We start from the raw sequence: 13,787 nt of genomic DNA, 5'->3' as shown, positions 1-13,787 counted from the left end.
TAATTCTGTGACTCGAAAGGCCTGCCCCACTCAATGGGGTGCAGGCCCCTTAGGAGGTTCCCATGACCAGCCAGAGCTTGCCCGAAGGGATGATCCGCGCGGTGTCGCAAAGCGGCCCGTATGAGGGCTATATGCCCGGTTTTGCCAATGATTTCGAAACCGAGGCGCTGCCTGGCGCGCTGCCGCAAGGACAGAATTCGCCACAAAAATGCGCCTACGGGCTTTATGCCGAACAACTCTCTGGATCGGCCTTCACCAAGCCGCATCCTGAGCGGACATGGTGCTATCGCATCCGCCCCAGCGTGAAGCACACGACGCGGTTCGAGAAGATTGATGTGCCGTTGTGGAAATCTGCGCCGCATGTGCTGCCGGACGTGATTTCGCTGGGCCAATACCGTTGGGACCCGGTGCCGCATGCAGCCGAGGATCTGACGTGGATCACGGGAATGCGGACGGTCACGACAGCGGGGGATGTGAACACTCAAGCGGGCATGGCGTCGCATATCTATCTTGTGACGAAGTCGATGGAGGATGAGTATTTCTACTCGGCCGACGGCGAGTTGCTGGTCGTCCCGCAGGAAGGGCGGCTGCGCTTCTGCACGGAGCTTGGCATTATCGATGTGGAACCGAAGGAGATCGCACTTCTGCCGCGCGGGCTGGTTTACAGGGTCGAAGTGCTGGACGGCCCGGCGCGCGGTTTTGTCTGCGAGAATTACGGGGTGCCTTTCACCCTGCCCCATCGCGGGCCGATCGGTGCGAATTGCATGGCGAACCCGCGCGATTTCAAGACTCCGGTCGCGGCTTTTGAAGATCGGGATGCGCCCTCTTCGGTGGTGTTGAAATGGTGTGGGCAGTTCCACCGGACGCAGATTGGGCATAGCCCCCTTGATGTCGTGGCGTGGCACGGGAATTACGCGCCGTGGAAATACGACCTACGGACCTACTCCCCGGTGGGGGCGATCCTATTCGATCATCCCGACCCGTCGATTTTTACCGTGCTGACGGCGCCTTCGGGGCTAGAGGGGACGGCGAATATCGATTTCGTCCTGTTCCGCGAACGCTGGCTGGTGGCGGAAAACAGCTTCCGCCCACCATGGTACCACAAGAACGTCATGTCCGAATTGATGGGCAATATCTACGGCATCTATGACGCGAAGCCCAAGGGGTTCGTGCCGGGTGGCATGTCCTTGCACAATTGCATGTTGCCGCATGGGCCGGACCGGAACGCGTTTGAGGGCGCGTCGAATGCCGCGCTAAAGCCTGAAAAGCTGGACGAAACCATGAGCTTCATGTTCGAGACGCGCTTTCCCCAGCATCTGACGGAATGGGCGGCGAAGGCGGCGCCCTTGCAGGATGATTACATCGATTGCTGGGAGTCGCTGGACAAGAAGTTCGACGGCACGCCCGGTGTCAAATGACAGAACCGGGGGTTTCACACCCCCGGACCCCCGTTGGATAGTTTCAGACAGAAAATGAAGGAAACCAGATGGGCCTGATCCGGTCTTGGGTGCAGGGCGCGAATGCGGCAGAGTCGCCCTTTCCGCTGAACAACCTGCCCTGCGGGGTGTTTTCCATGGGCGATGACGAAGAGCCGCGTTGCGGGATGGCGATCGGGGATTTCGTTCTGGATGTGACGGGGCTGGAGGAAGCGGGTCTGATCGCATTGGACGGCGGGCCCCTTCTGGATGTGCCGTTCTGGAACGAGGTGATGGCGGCAGGGCCTGCGGTCTGGGCGTCGCTGCGTGCACGGGTGACGGAAATTCTGATGGATGGCGCGGGAGAGCGGGTCGCGGTGGAGCCGTTCCTTCATCCGCTTGCCAAGGTTGCGTTCCATCTTCCCTTCCTTGTGGCGGAGTACACGGATTTCTATGCCGGGCGGCACCACGCGACCAATGTGGGCACGATGTTCCGGGGGGCGGAAAATGCGCTGCCACCGAACTGGCTGCATATTCCCATCGGATATAACGGGCGGGCGTCATCGGTCGTGGTGTCGGGAACTCAGGTTCGGCGGCCTTGGGGTCAGGTGAAAGGACCCGATCATGCCCTGCCCGCCTTTCAGCCATCGCGGCGGTTCGATATCGAGTTAGAGATGGGTGCGGTGGTCGGCCTGCCATCCGAGGGGCCGGTGACGGTGGCAGAGGCGGATGCCATGATCTTCGGCTATGTGCTGCTGAACGATTGGTCGGCGCGGGACATACAGGCTTGGGAATATCAGCCGCTTGGACCTTTTCAGGCCAAGGCGACCGCGACGACGATTTCGCCTTGGATCGTGATGAAGGCGGCGTTGGAGCCGTTCCGTGCATCAACGCCCCCGCGCGAAGTGCCGCTTCTGCCTCATCTACAAGAACCGGGCCCCATGCTTTACGACATCGCGCTGGAAGTGACCTTGGCGCCAGAGGGGGGCGCAGAGACGGTCATCGCGCGGACGAATTATGCCGAGATGTATTATTCCGCCGCGCAACAACTGGCGCATCACACGACCAGCGGGTGCCCCATGAACACGGGCGACCTGCTGGGATCAGGAACGATCTCGGGACCCACGAAGGACAGCCGAGGTAGCCTGCTAGAGCTGTCATGGGGTGGCAAGGAACCCATCGCCATCGCAGGTGGGACGCGGACGTTCATCGAAGATAACGACACGCTTACCCTACGCGGGCATTGCCGGGGAAATGGCTACAGGATCGGGTTTGGCGACTGTGTGGGGACGGTTCTCCCCGCGCTGGCCGACCCCTATGCAAGATAAGGAACAGGGATATGGCAAAGGCTTTCGCCTCGCAGGGCGATCTTGCGGAAAAGAAGATCAGCTTTACGGAAGTTGGTGACGGGCTCTACGCCTTTACCGCCGAGGGGGACCCGAATTCCGGCGTCATCATCGGGGATGACAGCGTCATGGTGGTCGAGGCGCAGGCCACGCCGCGCCTTGCGCAGAAGGTGATCGATTGCATCCGGGGCGTGACGGACAAGCCGATCAGCCACGTCGTGCTGACGCACTACCATGCGGTACGGGTTCTGGGGGCATCGGCCTTCGGGGCGTCGCAGATCATCATGTCAGAGGCCGCGCGCAACATGGTGGCCGAACGCGGGCAGGAAGATTGGGACAGCGAGTTTCAGCGCTTTCCGCGTCTGTTTCAGGGGCATGAAAGCATTCCCGGCCTGACTTGGCCCACGACGACCTTCAACGGCAAGATGACGGTCTGGTTGGGCAAGCGGCGGGTGGATATTCGCCAGTTGGGGCGGGCGCATACGGCGGGGGATGCGGTCGTGCATGTGCCGGATCAGAACGTCATGTTCACCGGCGATATCGTTGAGGCGCATTCCGCCTGCTATTGCGGGGACGGGCATTTCGAAGAGTGGGGCGCAACGCTGGAGTCGATCCGGGCCTATGACCTAGATGCCATCGCGCCGGGTCGGGGCGATGCGGTTGTGGGCCGTGCAGCGGTGAATGGTGCATTGGACCGGACGAAGGATTTCGTCGAAAGCACCTATCGGCCTGTGGCGCGGATCGTGGCGCGGGGCGGTTCCCTGAAAGAGGCTTGGGACGCGGTCCGCGCAGAATGCGACCCGAAATTCAAAGATTACGCGATTTACGAGCACTGCCTGCCGTTCAACGTTTCGCGTGCCTATGACGAAGCGCGTGGCATCGCCCATCCCCGCATCTGGACCGCGCAGCGCGATCTAGAGATGTGGGCGGCCTTGCAAAGTTGAGGGGGGCGCCATGAAGCAGGACATGCCCGATCGCTATGCGCTTGCCTTCCAGCTTTACCCTTACGCGAAGTCGCCGGATCAGACAGCAGCCGACCCTGTGCGCCACAGGGTGATTGTTGTGGGCGGCGGTCCAATTGGCCTTGCCACCGCGCTTGACCTTGGGCGGCGGGGGGTGCCGGTTCTGCTGCTGGATGATCATGAAGGGGCGGGACTGGGCAGCCGCGCGCTGTGCTTTGCCAAGCGGACGCTGGAGATTTGCGACAGATTGGGTGCGGCACCGCACATGCTGGAAAAGGGCGTGCAGTGGAACCTTGGCAAGGTCTTCCATGACGACCGACTGCTCTACGAGTTCAACCTTTTGCCCGAAGGTGGCCATGCGATGCCCGCCTTCATCAATTTGCAGCAACCGTGGTTTGAAAAGTTTCTGCATGACGCCATCCTTGCCGCACGGGCCGCCGGGGCACCGATTGAAATCCGGGGAAAAAACCGGGTGGAGGCGGTGACCCAAGCCGCGGATCACGTGACGCTTGAGGTGATGACCCCGGATGGTCCCTACAGCTTGCAGGCAGATTGGCTGATCGCCTGCGATGGTGCGCGCAGCCCTGTGCGGGGGATCCTCGGGCTTGGCTTTGAAGGCCGCGTTTTCGAGGACAATTTCCTGATCGCCGACGTCAAGATGAAGGCAGATTTCCCGACTGAGCGCTGGTTCTGGTTCGAGCCGCATTTCAAATCCGGGGACTCGGCACTCCTGCATAAACAGCCCGACGACATATGGAGGATCGACTTCCAGTTGGGCTGGAACATCGATCGGGCTAAGGAGTTAGAGCCTGAACGCATTCGGGCGCGGGTGGATGCGATGCTGGGTCCGGGGGTAGAGTACGAACTGGATTGGTGTTCCATCTACACCTTCCAATGCCGCCGGATGGAGCGGTTCCGCCATGGGCGCGTGCTCTTTGCGGGCGATAGCGCGCATCAGGTTTCCCCCTTCGGCGCGCGGGGTGCGAATTCCGGCATTCAGGACGTGGACAATCTGGCATGGAAGCTGGCGCTGGTGGTGCAAGGGGTTGCCCCCGATACGCTCTTGGACAGTTATGATGCCGAACGGGTGCATGGGGCCGAAGAGAATATCCTGAATTCCACCCGCGCCACGGACTTCATCACACCGAAGACACCGGTTTCGAAAATGTTCCGCAACGCCGTTCTGGAACTGGCCGAGACAGTGCCCTTTGCCCGAACCGTGGTGAACTCTGGACGGCTGTCTTTGCCTTGCACCTATGACGGCTCGGCGCTGAACGGACCGGATCAGGCAGAGATGCCCGCGCGGACGCGGCCGGGGTCGCCCTGCCCCGATGCGCCTTTGGGCGACGGCTGGCTATTGGCGCGACTAGGGCACGGCTTTACGCTGATGGGGATCGGGACAGAGGTGCCTGCGTCGATCGCGGCACATGGGGTGGCGGTGGCGGGGCTTACGCTGCCCCCTACGTCAGAGCTTCGGGCACGATATCTGGGTGGCGCAGCGGCGGCGGTTTATCTGATCCGACCGGATCAGCATGTTGCGGCGCGCTGGGATCATCTGGATGAGGCAGCCGTTGCGGCAGCGGTCGCGCGGGCCATCGGAAAGGAATGAAGCGGTGCTGATCACAACCCCAAACCTGACGAAGCCAGATGAAAGCTATGCCCGCCTGATCGCAACGCATGACGGCCTGACCGAAGCGGAAAGCCATGCGCTCAATGCGCGTCTGATCCTGATCCTAATGAACCATATCGGCGACGATGCCGTGTTGGCCGAAGCGATGGCCCTTGCTCGCAACGTTGGGGCGCATGGTGCGGCGGCGGTGTGACGGGCACCTGTCGCCGCCTTAACCACCCGATCCGAGGGTAAGCGACAGGAAGGCCCGAAACACCTGCGCCGGTGCAGAGAGCGGGCGCATCCGCGCCCAAGTCAGGCCCACATCCATTGATGGCACAGGTTCTACCGTCACGCGCTGTTCGATCCGCTGGCCATCCAGCGACCATGGCCGATAGACCATATCGGACAGGATGGTCACTCCCATGCCCGCCGCGACCATGGACCGAACCGCCTCAACCGATGAGGTGGAAAAGGCAACTTCAGGCGTCAGTCCGTAGTGATCCCAATAGCGGCCTGCGGTGCGGTTCGCCTCATCCACGGTCAGCATGATATAAGGTTGGCGGACCACGTCCTGCAAACTGACCTGAGGCTGCGTCAAAAGCGGGTGGTCCGAAGGCAGCCACAACCTGCGGCGCGACCGGAACAGGGTTTCGGCATCAAGATCGTCGTGATTGGCAAGGTTCGAGGTCAGCAGAACCGCAAGGTCCAATCCCCCGGTCACCAGCGCATTCTCGATCGCAGCGCGGGGCTGCTCGGTCAGTTCCAGCGTGATGCCCGGATAACTGCGGCGAAAGGCGGCGTAGTGACGGGCCATGAAATAGCCCGCGACCGTATAGGTCACCCCAAGGCGCAAGCGGCCCGTAAGGCGGGTTTCCTCACCCAAAGGGCTGCGCACCGCATCCTCTACTGCCGCCATGATGCCGCGCGCCCGCGCCAGAAACCGCGCGCCTTCTGGCGTCAGCGCCACGCCTTGCGCGCCGCGCGACAAAAGTTTCACGCCCAAATCCGCCTCTAGGCCCTGAATGCCCGCCGTAACGGCGGACTGCGACACGTTCATCTCGACCGCCGCATGGCTGATCTGCCCCGTCTCGGCCGCGGCGATGAAATATCGAAGCTGTTTGAGCGTAAGAGGCATGCGAAAACCGTATCACTTTTTTCGATGTCGTGTTGCAGAATTTCGTATTTGCAAATGACATCCGACTCGCCCCACCATCTCCTCATCGAAGACATTGCGGGGGGTGCCATGCCAGTCACGGTCAACTGTGACATGGGCGAGAGCTTTGGTCTGTGGCGGATCGGGGATGATGCGGGACTGATGCCGCTGATCCATATCGCCAATGTGGCCTGCGGCTTTCATGCCAGTGATTTCGACCACATGCGGGCCACCGTCCGACTGGCCAAGACGCATGGCGTCAAGGTCGGCGCGCATCCAAGCCTGCCCGATCTTCAAGGGTTCGGGCGGCGCGAGATGAAGATGGGCCGCGAAGAGATGGCCAATTGCATGATCTATCAGATCGGCGCGCTCTGCGGTTTTCTAAAGGCCGAAGGGATGGAACTGAACCATATCAAACCGCATGGCAGCCTTTACGGCATGGCCGCTCGGCAAGAGGATATTGCCCATGCCGTTTGCGATGCTGCCGATGTGTTTCAGGTGCCGATCCTTGGCATGACTGGCACTCTGCATGAAAAAATCTACCCTGCGCGCGGGCATCGCTTCGTCGCGGAATTCTACGCCGATCTGGAATATCGCCCCGACGGTAGCCTGATCGTGACGCGCGAACATGATGCGAAAGATCCCGCCCTCATGGCGGCGCGCTGCACCCGCGCGATCACCGAAGGCAAGGGAACCGCGACCGACGGGTCGGATATTCCCGTCCGCTGCGATTCCATTTGCATTCACTCCGACACGCCGAACGCCATCGACATCGCCCAAGCGGTGCGGGCGGCGGTGCAGCCCTATACCTGAGAGGTTCCCATGGCCCAGCTTCTTTCCCCCCTGCCCGGCACGTTCTACCGCGCCTCTGCCCCCGACAAACCGCCGTTCAAGGCGGATGGCGATGCGGTTGAGGTGGGCGATGTGATCGGCCTGATTGAGGTGATGAAATCCTTCCACGAGGTGAAGGCCGAGGTGGCAGGGCGCAATATCCGCTTTGTCACCGACAATGAAGAACCGGTGATGGCCGGTGCCGTTCTGGCCGAGGTCGACTGATGCTGAAGAAGGTTCTGGTCGCCAACCGGGGTGAGATTGCCGTTCGGATCATCCGCGCGGCCAAAGACCTTGGGATTGCGACTGTGGCCGTTTATTCTGACGCCGACCACGACAGCCTGCATGTGCAGCTGGCCGATGAGGTAGTGGCGATCGGCCCCCCGGCGGCGAAGAAAAGCTATCTGAACATCGCGGCGATTTTGCAGGCGGCGGCGGATACAGGGGCGGATGCTATCCATCCCGGCTATGGTTTTCTGGCCGAAAATGCGGGCTTTGCCGAAGCCTGCGAAGCGGCGGGCATTGTCTTTGTCGGCCCTTCGGCCGAGGCAATCCGCACCATGGGTGACAAGGTCGCGGCACGATCTGCCGCCCATGCGGCGGGTGTGCCAGTGGTGCCTGGATCGATGGGCCGCGTCGCCGATATAGACGAAGCGCGGCATATCCTGATCGACACGGGCTTTCCCGTGATGATCAAGGCGGCAGCAGGCGGAGGCGGCCGTGGCATCCGCATCGCCACTTCGCTGGCCGAGTTTGAGGCGGCCTTCCCGCAGGCCGCAGCCGAGGCGCTGGCCGCCTTTGGCGATGGCGGGCTTTACATGGAACGCGTGGTTGCCAAGGCCCGCCATATAGAGGTGCAGGTTCTGGGCGATGGCACCGATGCCGTGCATCTGTGGGAGCGTGAATGTTCGCTGCAACGCCGCCGCCAGAAGGTCTGGGAAGAGGCGCCGTCACAGGCTCTTACCGACCGCGCGCGGGACGAGCTGTGCCAAAGCGCTGTGCGCCTTGCCCGCGCGGTGGGCTATTCCGGCGCGGGAACGGTAGAGTACCTTTACGATGATGCCAGCGGGCAGTTTTACTTCATCGAGATGAACACCCGCATTCAGGTCGAACATCCGGTGACCGAAATGATCACCGGGATCGACATTGTGGCCGAGGGTCTGCGCATTGCAGGCGGCGCGCCCTTACGTCTGCATCAGCGCGATATCATGGCCAAGGGGCATGCGATTGAGGTGCGTCTGAACGCCGAAGACCCGTCGCGCGATTTTGCCCCCTTCCCCGGCACGGTCAGCGATCTGCGGGTGCCCGGGGGCCCGGGCGTGCGCTTCGAGTCGATGCTTTACGCAGGTTACACCGTGCCACCCTTCTACGATTCCCTTCTGGCAAAGCTCGTCGTGCATGGCGCAACACGCGAAGCCGCGATCAGGCGCCTTGTGCGTGCCTTGGGGGAAACCCGTATCGAGGGGCTGCGTACGACCAAGCCGCTATTCCTTGCCTTGGCCGCCGACCCTGCGGTGCAGGCCAATGACGTTCACACCCGCTGGCTGGAAGGCTGGCTTGACATCCACGCGGCCCGGCTTGTGCCGGAGCTGGAGCCTTGAGGGAGGACCCATGTCGATCCGATTCACCTTTGGCGGCGACGAGCATATCTTCGGCGAGGTGTCCGAGGACATGTCGCTTGAGGCATTCTTCACCTCGCTGTCCATGACCAATGCCGTAAAGGCGGCCGGGATAAAGGGCGTGACCGAGATCTGCCCCGCCAATGCAAGCTTTCAGGTCAAGTTCGACCCTGATGCCATCAAGCCCGGCGATCTGTTGAAAGAATTGCAGGGGATGGAGGCGGCGGCAGCGAAATCCGACGCCACTTTGAAAACCCGGATCATGGAAATACCAGTCCTCTATCAGGACCCTTGGACGCATGAAACCCTGATGCGGTTCCGCGAACGCCATCAGGATCCGTCGAAGACCGACCTTGAATATGCGGCTGAAGTAAACGGTCTGGGCACGGTCGAGAATTTCGTGAAGGCCCATTCCAGCCAGCCTTGGTTCGTATCGATGGTGGGCTTTGTTGCGGGGCTGCCGTTTCTTTACCAGATGGTGGAACGCAAACGGCAGTTGCAGGTGCCCAAATATCTGCGACCCCGGACCGATACGCCCAAATTGACCATCGGGCATGGCGGTTGCTTTTCCTGCATCTATTCGGTGCGCGGTGCGGGTGGGTATCAGATGTTCGGCGTCACGCCGATGCCGATCTACGATCCGACGCAGCAGGTTTCCTATCTGCAGGACGAGATGTGCCTCTTCCGTCCCGGCGACATCGTGAAATGGAAGCCCGTCACCCGTGACGAATACGACGCCGCGATCGAAGCGGTCGATGCGAACCGGTTCGAACCGGTGATCCGTTCGGCGACCTTTTCTTTGACCGAGTTCAACAAGGACATGGCCGGAACGAATGCCAAACTGATGGAGGCGCTGAATGGCCGTTAAGGTGATCTCTCCGGGCCTGTCCACGACGGTGCAGGACCTTGGCCGCCCCGGTTATTACCATCTGGGCATCCCGATTTCCGGCGGCATGGACCGCTTTGCCCTGCGCGTGGCCAATATGCTGGTGGGCAATGACGAAGGCGCTGCCGTCCTTGAGGCGGTCTTCCTTGGGCCGGAACTGGAATTCACCGCCCCGGCGACCGTTGCGGTCACTGGGGGCGACCTGCCGCCCAAACTAAACGGCGAAGACCGCGCAACGTGGGAATCCTTTACGGTAAAGGCTGGGGATCGGCTGTCCTTCGGGTTCCTTAAGGCCGGCGCGCGAGCCTATATCGCGGTGTCTGGCGGCATCGATGTGCCGATGAAGCTTGGCTCGCGTTCGACCTATACGCTGGGCGCATTGGGGGGGCATGAAGGGCGCGCGCTGAAGGCGGGGGATGAATTGCCCGTCGGTGCAGGCGGCAGCGGTTCGGGTGCCGTGCCTGCGGCGCTGCGGCGCGGGCCGGGGAACCCTGCGGAATTGCGCATGCTGCCGGGGCTTTATTGGCACCGGATTACCGCCGAGGCCGGCAAACGCTTTTTCACCGATACCTGGAAGGTCGCGCCAGAGGCAGACAGGATCGGCTATCGCTTCAAGGGTGGCACGGCACTCGACTTCGTGCCGCGCGAACAGCCCTTCGGCGCCGGGTCAAACCCGTCCAACATCGTGGATGCCTGCTATCCCTATGGCAGCATTCAGGTGCCCGGCGGGACGGAACCGATCGTCTTGCATCGCGATGCCGTGTCGGGCGGGGGATATATGATGCTGGGCTGCGTGATCAGCGCCGATATGGACCTGATCGGTCAGTTGCAGCCGCATAGCCCTGCCCGCTTTGTCGAAGTGACAATGGATCAGGCGCTCGCCGCGCGGGCTGACCGACAGGCCGCCCTCCAGCGCGTGCGCGATCATCTGGGCCGATAAGGACAGGGGGGGTGCGGGACAGGCAGATGACCGAACAGCGATCAGCCCCTGCCCCGCGCCTCGGACGGTGTCACGCCGAAACGCGCGCGGAAAGCGCGCGAGAACTGCGCCTGATCGGTGAAGCCGCGCGCATAGGCGATCTCGCCAATAGCGCGGCGATCGGCGGGGTTTTTCAGATCCTCAAGTGCAGCCTGCAGGCGCGAGTCGCGGATCCACTGGCCCAGCGTCTGGTTGGTGTCGCGCAAAAGCTCATGCAGGTAGCGCAAAGAGATGCCGCAGCCCGCCGCCACAGTTTCGGGGCCAAGTTCCGGGTCATCGATATGCCGACGAACGAAGGCCTCGATCCGTGCCAGATGCGCGGTGCGAACGCTGGAGGCGCCCGAGGTCAGCACCCGGTCATCCGACTGGATCGCCAAGGCCAGAAGATCGACCAGCTGTCGCCCCACCGTCGCACGGGTCTCCGCCGTCATCGCGTCATAGCGCTGTGGGATCAGGTGGACCATGTCGACAAACAACCCGTTCGCGCCATTGGTGGCGTCGAATTGCAGGCTGCAAAAGCGGTCGGGCGCGCGCACCCGGCCCCCCAGCATGTCCTTCGACAGCTTCATGACCCACAGATCGGCTGCCTCGGCATGGCTGAATTCATAAGGTTCATGGCTGCGTTCAATGAAGAAAGCGCCCGGATTGGCGCGCACCTCCCGCCCGCCTTGCGTAAAGCGCAGTTCGGATTTCGCAGGAAGCGTGACCAAAAATTCTTCCGGCCCCGGTTCGCGGAAGTGTTTGGGCAAGCGGCGGTAAAGCAGCGCATCCGACGTCAGCCGAGACAGCGACACCCCGCCCAGATCCCAGCTTGTCAATTCACCGTTGAAGGATTCCGGCTGCGGGAAAGACAGGTCCAGTGGGAAGTAGGTCCGCGCGATGGTTTCGTGCCAATGGCGGCTGCGTGCCGCCTGATCGACCCCGCGCGTGGTGATCGTGGATTTCATGCAAGTCATCCCCCTTTGGCCCATCTGGGCATGGGGGCGCGAGTCGGGCAAGCACCCTGCCGCCCCCTATGCACGGAAATGCAAAATCCGATGCACAAGGTGCAAAGACCTGCGGGGCAAAGCGCCGTTAGCCTTCCCTTATCAACGGCGCAACAGACGCTGTGCGACAGGGAAGGATTGCGAAACGGACGGGGGGCGCCCCCGCGCCTCGCCCTGTTGCACGGCCCCTATCGGAGGGCGGCATGATGGCACGATCGCAAAAGAAGAAGGTGGAAGTGGACCCCATCACCCTTTCGGTGGTGCGCGGGATATTGGAAACGACACAGCGCGAAATGACGCTAAGCCTTGAGAAGACCGCGCGGTCAAGCGTGTTCAACCTCGCGCATGACTATTCGACGGCGCTGTTCAACCACCGCCCCGAAATGATCCTTCAGGGACAAGATATCCCGATCCATTTGGGCAGCCTGATCCCGGCGATGAAGGTGGTGGCGAAATACTTCGAGGGCGACATTCATGAAGGCGATCTTCTGATCCACAACGACCCCGCATGGGGCGGCAGCCATGCCATCGACACCTGCTTTTACAAGCCCGTCTTCTGGAAGGGCAAACTGAAGTTCTGGACGGTCTGCAAGGGCCACCTTACCGATGTAGGCGGCCCGGTTCCCGCAGGCTACAACCCGAATGCCAAAGAGATTTACGCAGAATGCCTGCGCATCCCGCCCGTAAAGGTCTGGGATCGGGGGCAGCCGCGCAAGGATGTGTTGAACTTCATCCTGACCAACATGCGCGCGCGACGCGATCAAGAGGGTGATTTCAACGCCCTGATCGGGGCCTGTCAGGTGGGCGAACGCGCCCTGATCGCCATGCTGGAAAAATATGGCGAAGAGCAGGTCGATGCCTGTATCGAAACCCTGCTCGACATGGCCGACCGCCAGATGCGCGGCCTGATCGCCGAAGTGCCGGATGGCACCTATGAAGGCGCCGCAATCCTTGAGGATGCCGGCCACGGTTTTGGCGATTTCGAGATCAAGGCAACCGTCACCATCAACGGCGACCGCTGCCACATCGCCATCAGCAGCCCGCCGCAGATTCCCTATTTCATCAACAGCTATGAGGGGAACAGCCATTCCGGCGTCTATCTGGGCCTGATGATGTTCGCCCAATTGCCGCCGCCTTACAATGAAGGCCTCTATCGCTGCGTGACGGTGGATTTCGGGCCCAAGGGCACGATTTGCAACGCCGCAGAACCTGCGCCGCATATGAACTGCACCACGACGCCGATGGAAACCCTTACGGATGCGGTGCGGCTGGCCTTCGAAAAGGCCGTGCCTGCCAAAGTGTCAGCGAGCTGGGGCCATGCGAATGGCTTGAACATCGCAGGCTGGGACAAGCGGCATGACGAGGAATATGTGACGATGGTCTTGGCCACCATCATTTCGGGTGCGGGTGCCACGCCGTCACAGGACGGCTGGCACGCCTGCGGGCCGGAATGCTGTTTCGGGGCGCTGACATCGGGCGATGTGGAGCTGTTGGAATACAGCTATCCCATCATCATCCACCGCTATTCCTTGATGACCGACAGTGGCGGGGCGGGCAAGTTCCGCGGCGGCAGCGGCACGGCGTGGGAGGTGGAGCCGCTCAATGACGACATGACCTTCATCACCTTTGGCGAAGGCCGTCGCATCCCCGCCGTGGGCGCGGCAGGCGCGGCCAGCACGATCATCGACACAAAGGTCGGGCGGCTGGAACTGGTCGAAGGGGACCGGACCGAAACCATCCGTGAAAACGTCATCAAGGTCATCAAACCCGGTGACCGCATCACCAACATGAACCCCGGCGGGGGCGGCTACGGCAACCCGATGGAACGCGCTGTCGAAAAGGTGCTGTGGGATGTGAAGAACGGCCTCGTCTCGCTGACCGGGGCAAAGGAGGATTACGGCGTCATCATCACCGACCCCGCCACGTTGCACGTCGACATGGCAGCAACCGAAGCTCTGCGCGCGACCCGTCGCGCCGCGGCCGCGAAATAAGGGGGGC

13 protein-coding genes are annotated in these 13,787 nt (G+C 61.9%); 11 read left to right on the top strand and 2 right to left on the bottom strand.

Features of this window, described 5'->3' with window-relative positions; translation table 11 throughout:
* The first annotated feature begins 62 nt into the window (after positions 1–62).
* The 5 genes from hmgA to QF092_RS03270 all read left to right on the top strand — a co-directional run bounded on the left by hmgA (position 63) and on the right by QF092_RS03270 (position 5,546).
* On the top strand, positions 63–1,418 hold the full coding sequence (gene hmgA / locus QF092_RS03290; protein WP_281467611.1) for a homogentisate 1,2-dioxygenase: 1,356 nt from the start codon (positions 63–65) through the stop codon (positions 1,416–1,418).
* Positions 1,419–1,486: 68 nt separating this feature from the next.
* Entirely contained in the window at positions 1,487–2,743 is a 1,257-nt protein-coding gene (fahA, locus tag QF092_RS03285; RefSeq protein ID WP_281467609.1) for a fumarylacetoacetase, read from the top strand.
* An 11-nt stretch (positions 2,744–2,754) separates the two neighbouring features.
* Positions 2,755–3,705, top strand: coding sequence for an MBL fold metallo-hydrolase (locus tag QF092_RS03280; protein ID WP_281467606.1), 951 nt, complete (start codon positions 2,755–2,757; stop codon positions 3,703–3,705).
* A 10-nt stretch (positions 3,706–3,715) separates the two neighbouring features.
* Entirely contained in the window at positions 3,716–5,332 is a 1,617-nt protein-coding gene (locus tag QF092_RS03275; protein ID WP_281467604.1) for an FAD-dependent oxidoreductase, read from the top strand.
* 4 nt (positions 5,333–5,336) lie between these two features.
* On the top strand, positions 5,337–5,546 hold the full coding sequence (locus tag QF092_RS03270; protein WP_281467601.1) for a DUF2783 domain-containing protein: 210 nt from the start codon (positions 5,337–5,339) through the stop codon (positions 5,544–5,546).
* 18 nt (positions 5,547–5,564) lie between these two features.
* Here the strand turns inward: QF092_RS03270 and QF092_RS03265 are convergent, their stop codons facing one another.
* Positions 5,565–6,470, bottom strand: a complete 906-nt coding sequence (locus tag QF092_RS03265) for a LysR family transcriptional regulator (RefSeq protein ID WP_281467599.1) — start codon at positions 6,468–6,470, stop codon at positions 5,565–5,567.
* A 54-nt stretch (positions 6,471–6,524) separates the two neighbouring features.
* On the opposite strand from QF092_RS03265, the gene QF092_RS03260 reads away from it, so the two are divergent.
* From QF092_RS03260 to QF092_RS03240, 5 genes are read left to right on the top strand one after another with little or no spacing between them, the layout of a single operon-like run.
* On the top strand, positions 6,525–7,301 hold the full coding sequence (locus QF092_RS03260) for a LamB/YcsF family protein (RefSeq protein WP_281467597.1): 777 nt from the start codon (positions 6,525–6,527) through the stop codon (positions 7,299–7,301).
* A gap of 9 nt (positions 7,302–7,310) precedes the next feature.
* Entirely contained in the window at positions 7,311–7,544 is a 234-nt protein-coding gene (locus QF092_RS03255; protein ID WP_281467595.1) for an acetyl-CoA carboxylase, read from the top strand.
* Positions 7,544–8,920, top strand: coding sequence for an acetyl-CoA carboxylase biotin carboxylase subunit (locus tag QF092_RS03250; RefSeq protein ID WP_281467593.1), 1,377 nt, complete (start codon positions 7,544–7,546; stop codon positions 8,918–8,920). Before QF092_RS03255 ends, QF092_RS03250 begins: the two co-directional genes overlap by 1 nt.
* Positions 8,921–8,930: 10 nt before the next feature.
* Positions 8,931–9,806: a 5-oxoprolinase subunit B family protein gene (locus tag QF092_RS03245; RefSeq protein ID WP_281467590.1), complete on the top strand. Its 876-nt coding sequence runs from the start codon at positions 8,931–8,933 to the stop codon at positions 9,804–9,806.
* Positions 9,796–10,764, top strand: a complete 969-nt coding sequence (locus QF092_RS03240) for a 5-oxoprolinase subunit C family protein (RefSeq protein WP_281467589.1) — start codon at positions 9,796–9,798, stop codon at positions 10,762–10,764. The genes QF092_RS03245 and QF092_RS03240 overlap by 11 nt, the downstream gene beginning before the upstream one ends.
* Before the next feature lie 41 nt (positions 10,765–10,805).
* Here the strand turns inward: QF092_RS03240 and QF092_RS03235 are convergent, their stop codons facing one another.
* Positions 10,806–11,750: an AraC-like ligand-binding domain-containing protein gene (locus QF092_RS03235; protein ID WP_281467587.1), complete on the bottom strand. Its 945-nt coding sequence runs from the start codon at positions 11,748–11,750 to the stop codon at positions 10,806–10,808.
* A gap of 242 nt (positions 11,751–11,992) precedes the next feature.
* Between QF092_RS03235 and capB the strand changes: the two genes are divergently transcribed.
* The gene (capB, locus tag QF092_RS03230) at positions 11,993–13,780 is read left to right on the top strand and encodes a caprolactamase subunit beta (protein WP_281467585.1); all 1,788 of its coding nucleotides are present in this window, start codon (positions 11,993–11,995) and stop codon (positions 13,778–13,780) included.
* Positions 13,781–13,787 lie beyond the last annotated feature (7 nt).

Origin of the sequence: Fuscovulum ytuae (genome assembly GCF_029953595.1) — a bacterium.
In the GTDB taxonomy this organism is placed as follows: domain Bacteria; phylum Pseudomonadota; class Alphaproteobacteria; order Rhodobacterales; family Rhodobacteraceae; genus Paragemmobacter; species Paragemmobacter ytuae.
The sequence above is the reverse complement of the archived record's forward strand: the minus strand, read 5'-3'. Positions and strand labels throughout refer to the sequence as shown.

What these genes read in the sequence shown, in the direction of transcription:
- capB (WP_281467585.1), top strand. Translation starts at nt 11,993, where the DNA reads ATGATGGCACGATCGCAAAAGAAGAAGGTGGAAGTGGACCCCATCACC.
- QF092_RS03280 (WP_281467606.1), top strand. Translation starts at nt 2,755, where the DNA reads ATGGCAAAGGCTTTCGCCTCGCAGGGCGATCTTGCGGAAAAGAAGATC.
- QF092_RS03275 (WP_281467604.1), top strand. Translation starts at nt 3,716, where the DNA reads ATGAAGCAGGACATGCCCGATCGCTATGCGCTTGCCTTCCAGCTTTAC.
- hmgA (WP_281467611.1), top strand. Translation starts at nt 63, where the DNA reads ATGACCAGCCAGAGCTTGCCCGAAGGGATGATCCGCGCGGTGTCGCAA.
- QF092_RS03265 (WP_281467599.1), bottom strand. Translation starts at nt 6,470, where the DNA reads ATGCCTCTTACGCTCAAACAGCTTCGATATTTCATCGCCGCGGCCGAG.
- QF092_RS03260 (WP_281467597.1), top strand. Translation starts at nt 6,525, where the DNA reads ATGACATCCGACTCGCCCCACCATCTCCTCATCGAAGACATTGCGGGG.
- fahA (WP_281467609.1), top strand. Translation starts at nt 1,487, where the DNA reads ATGGGCCTGATCCGGTCTTGGGTGCAGGGCGCGAATGCGGCAGAGTCG.
- QF092_RS03240 (WP_281467589.1), top strand. Translation starts at nt 9,796, where the DNA reads ATGGCCGTTAAGGTGATCTCTCCGGGCCTGTCCACGACGGTGCAGGAC.
- QF092_RS03245 (WP_281467590.1), top strand. Translation starts at nt 8,931, where the DNA reads ATGTCGATCCGATTCACCTTTGGCGGCGACGAGCATATCTTCGGCGAG.
- QF092_RS03235 (WP_281467587.1), bottom strand. Translation starts at nt 11,750, where the DNA reads ATGAAATCCACGATCACCACGCGCGGGGTCGATCAGGCGGCACGCAGC.
- QF092_RS03250 (WP_281467593.1), top strand. Translation starts at nt 7,544, where the DNA reads ATGCTGAAGAAGGTTCTGGTCGCCAACCGGGGTGAGATTGCCGTTCGG.
- QF092_RS03255 (WP_281467595.1), top strand. Translation starts at nt 7,311, where the DNA reads ATGGCCCAGCTTCTTTCCCCCCTGCCCGGCACGTTCTACCGCGCCTCT.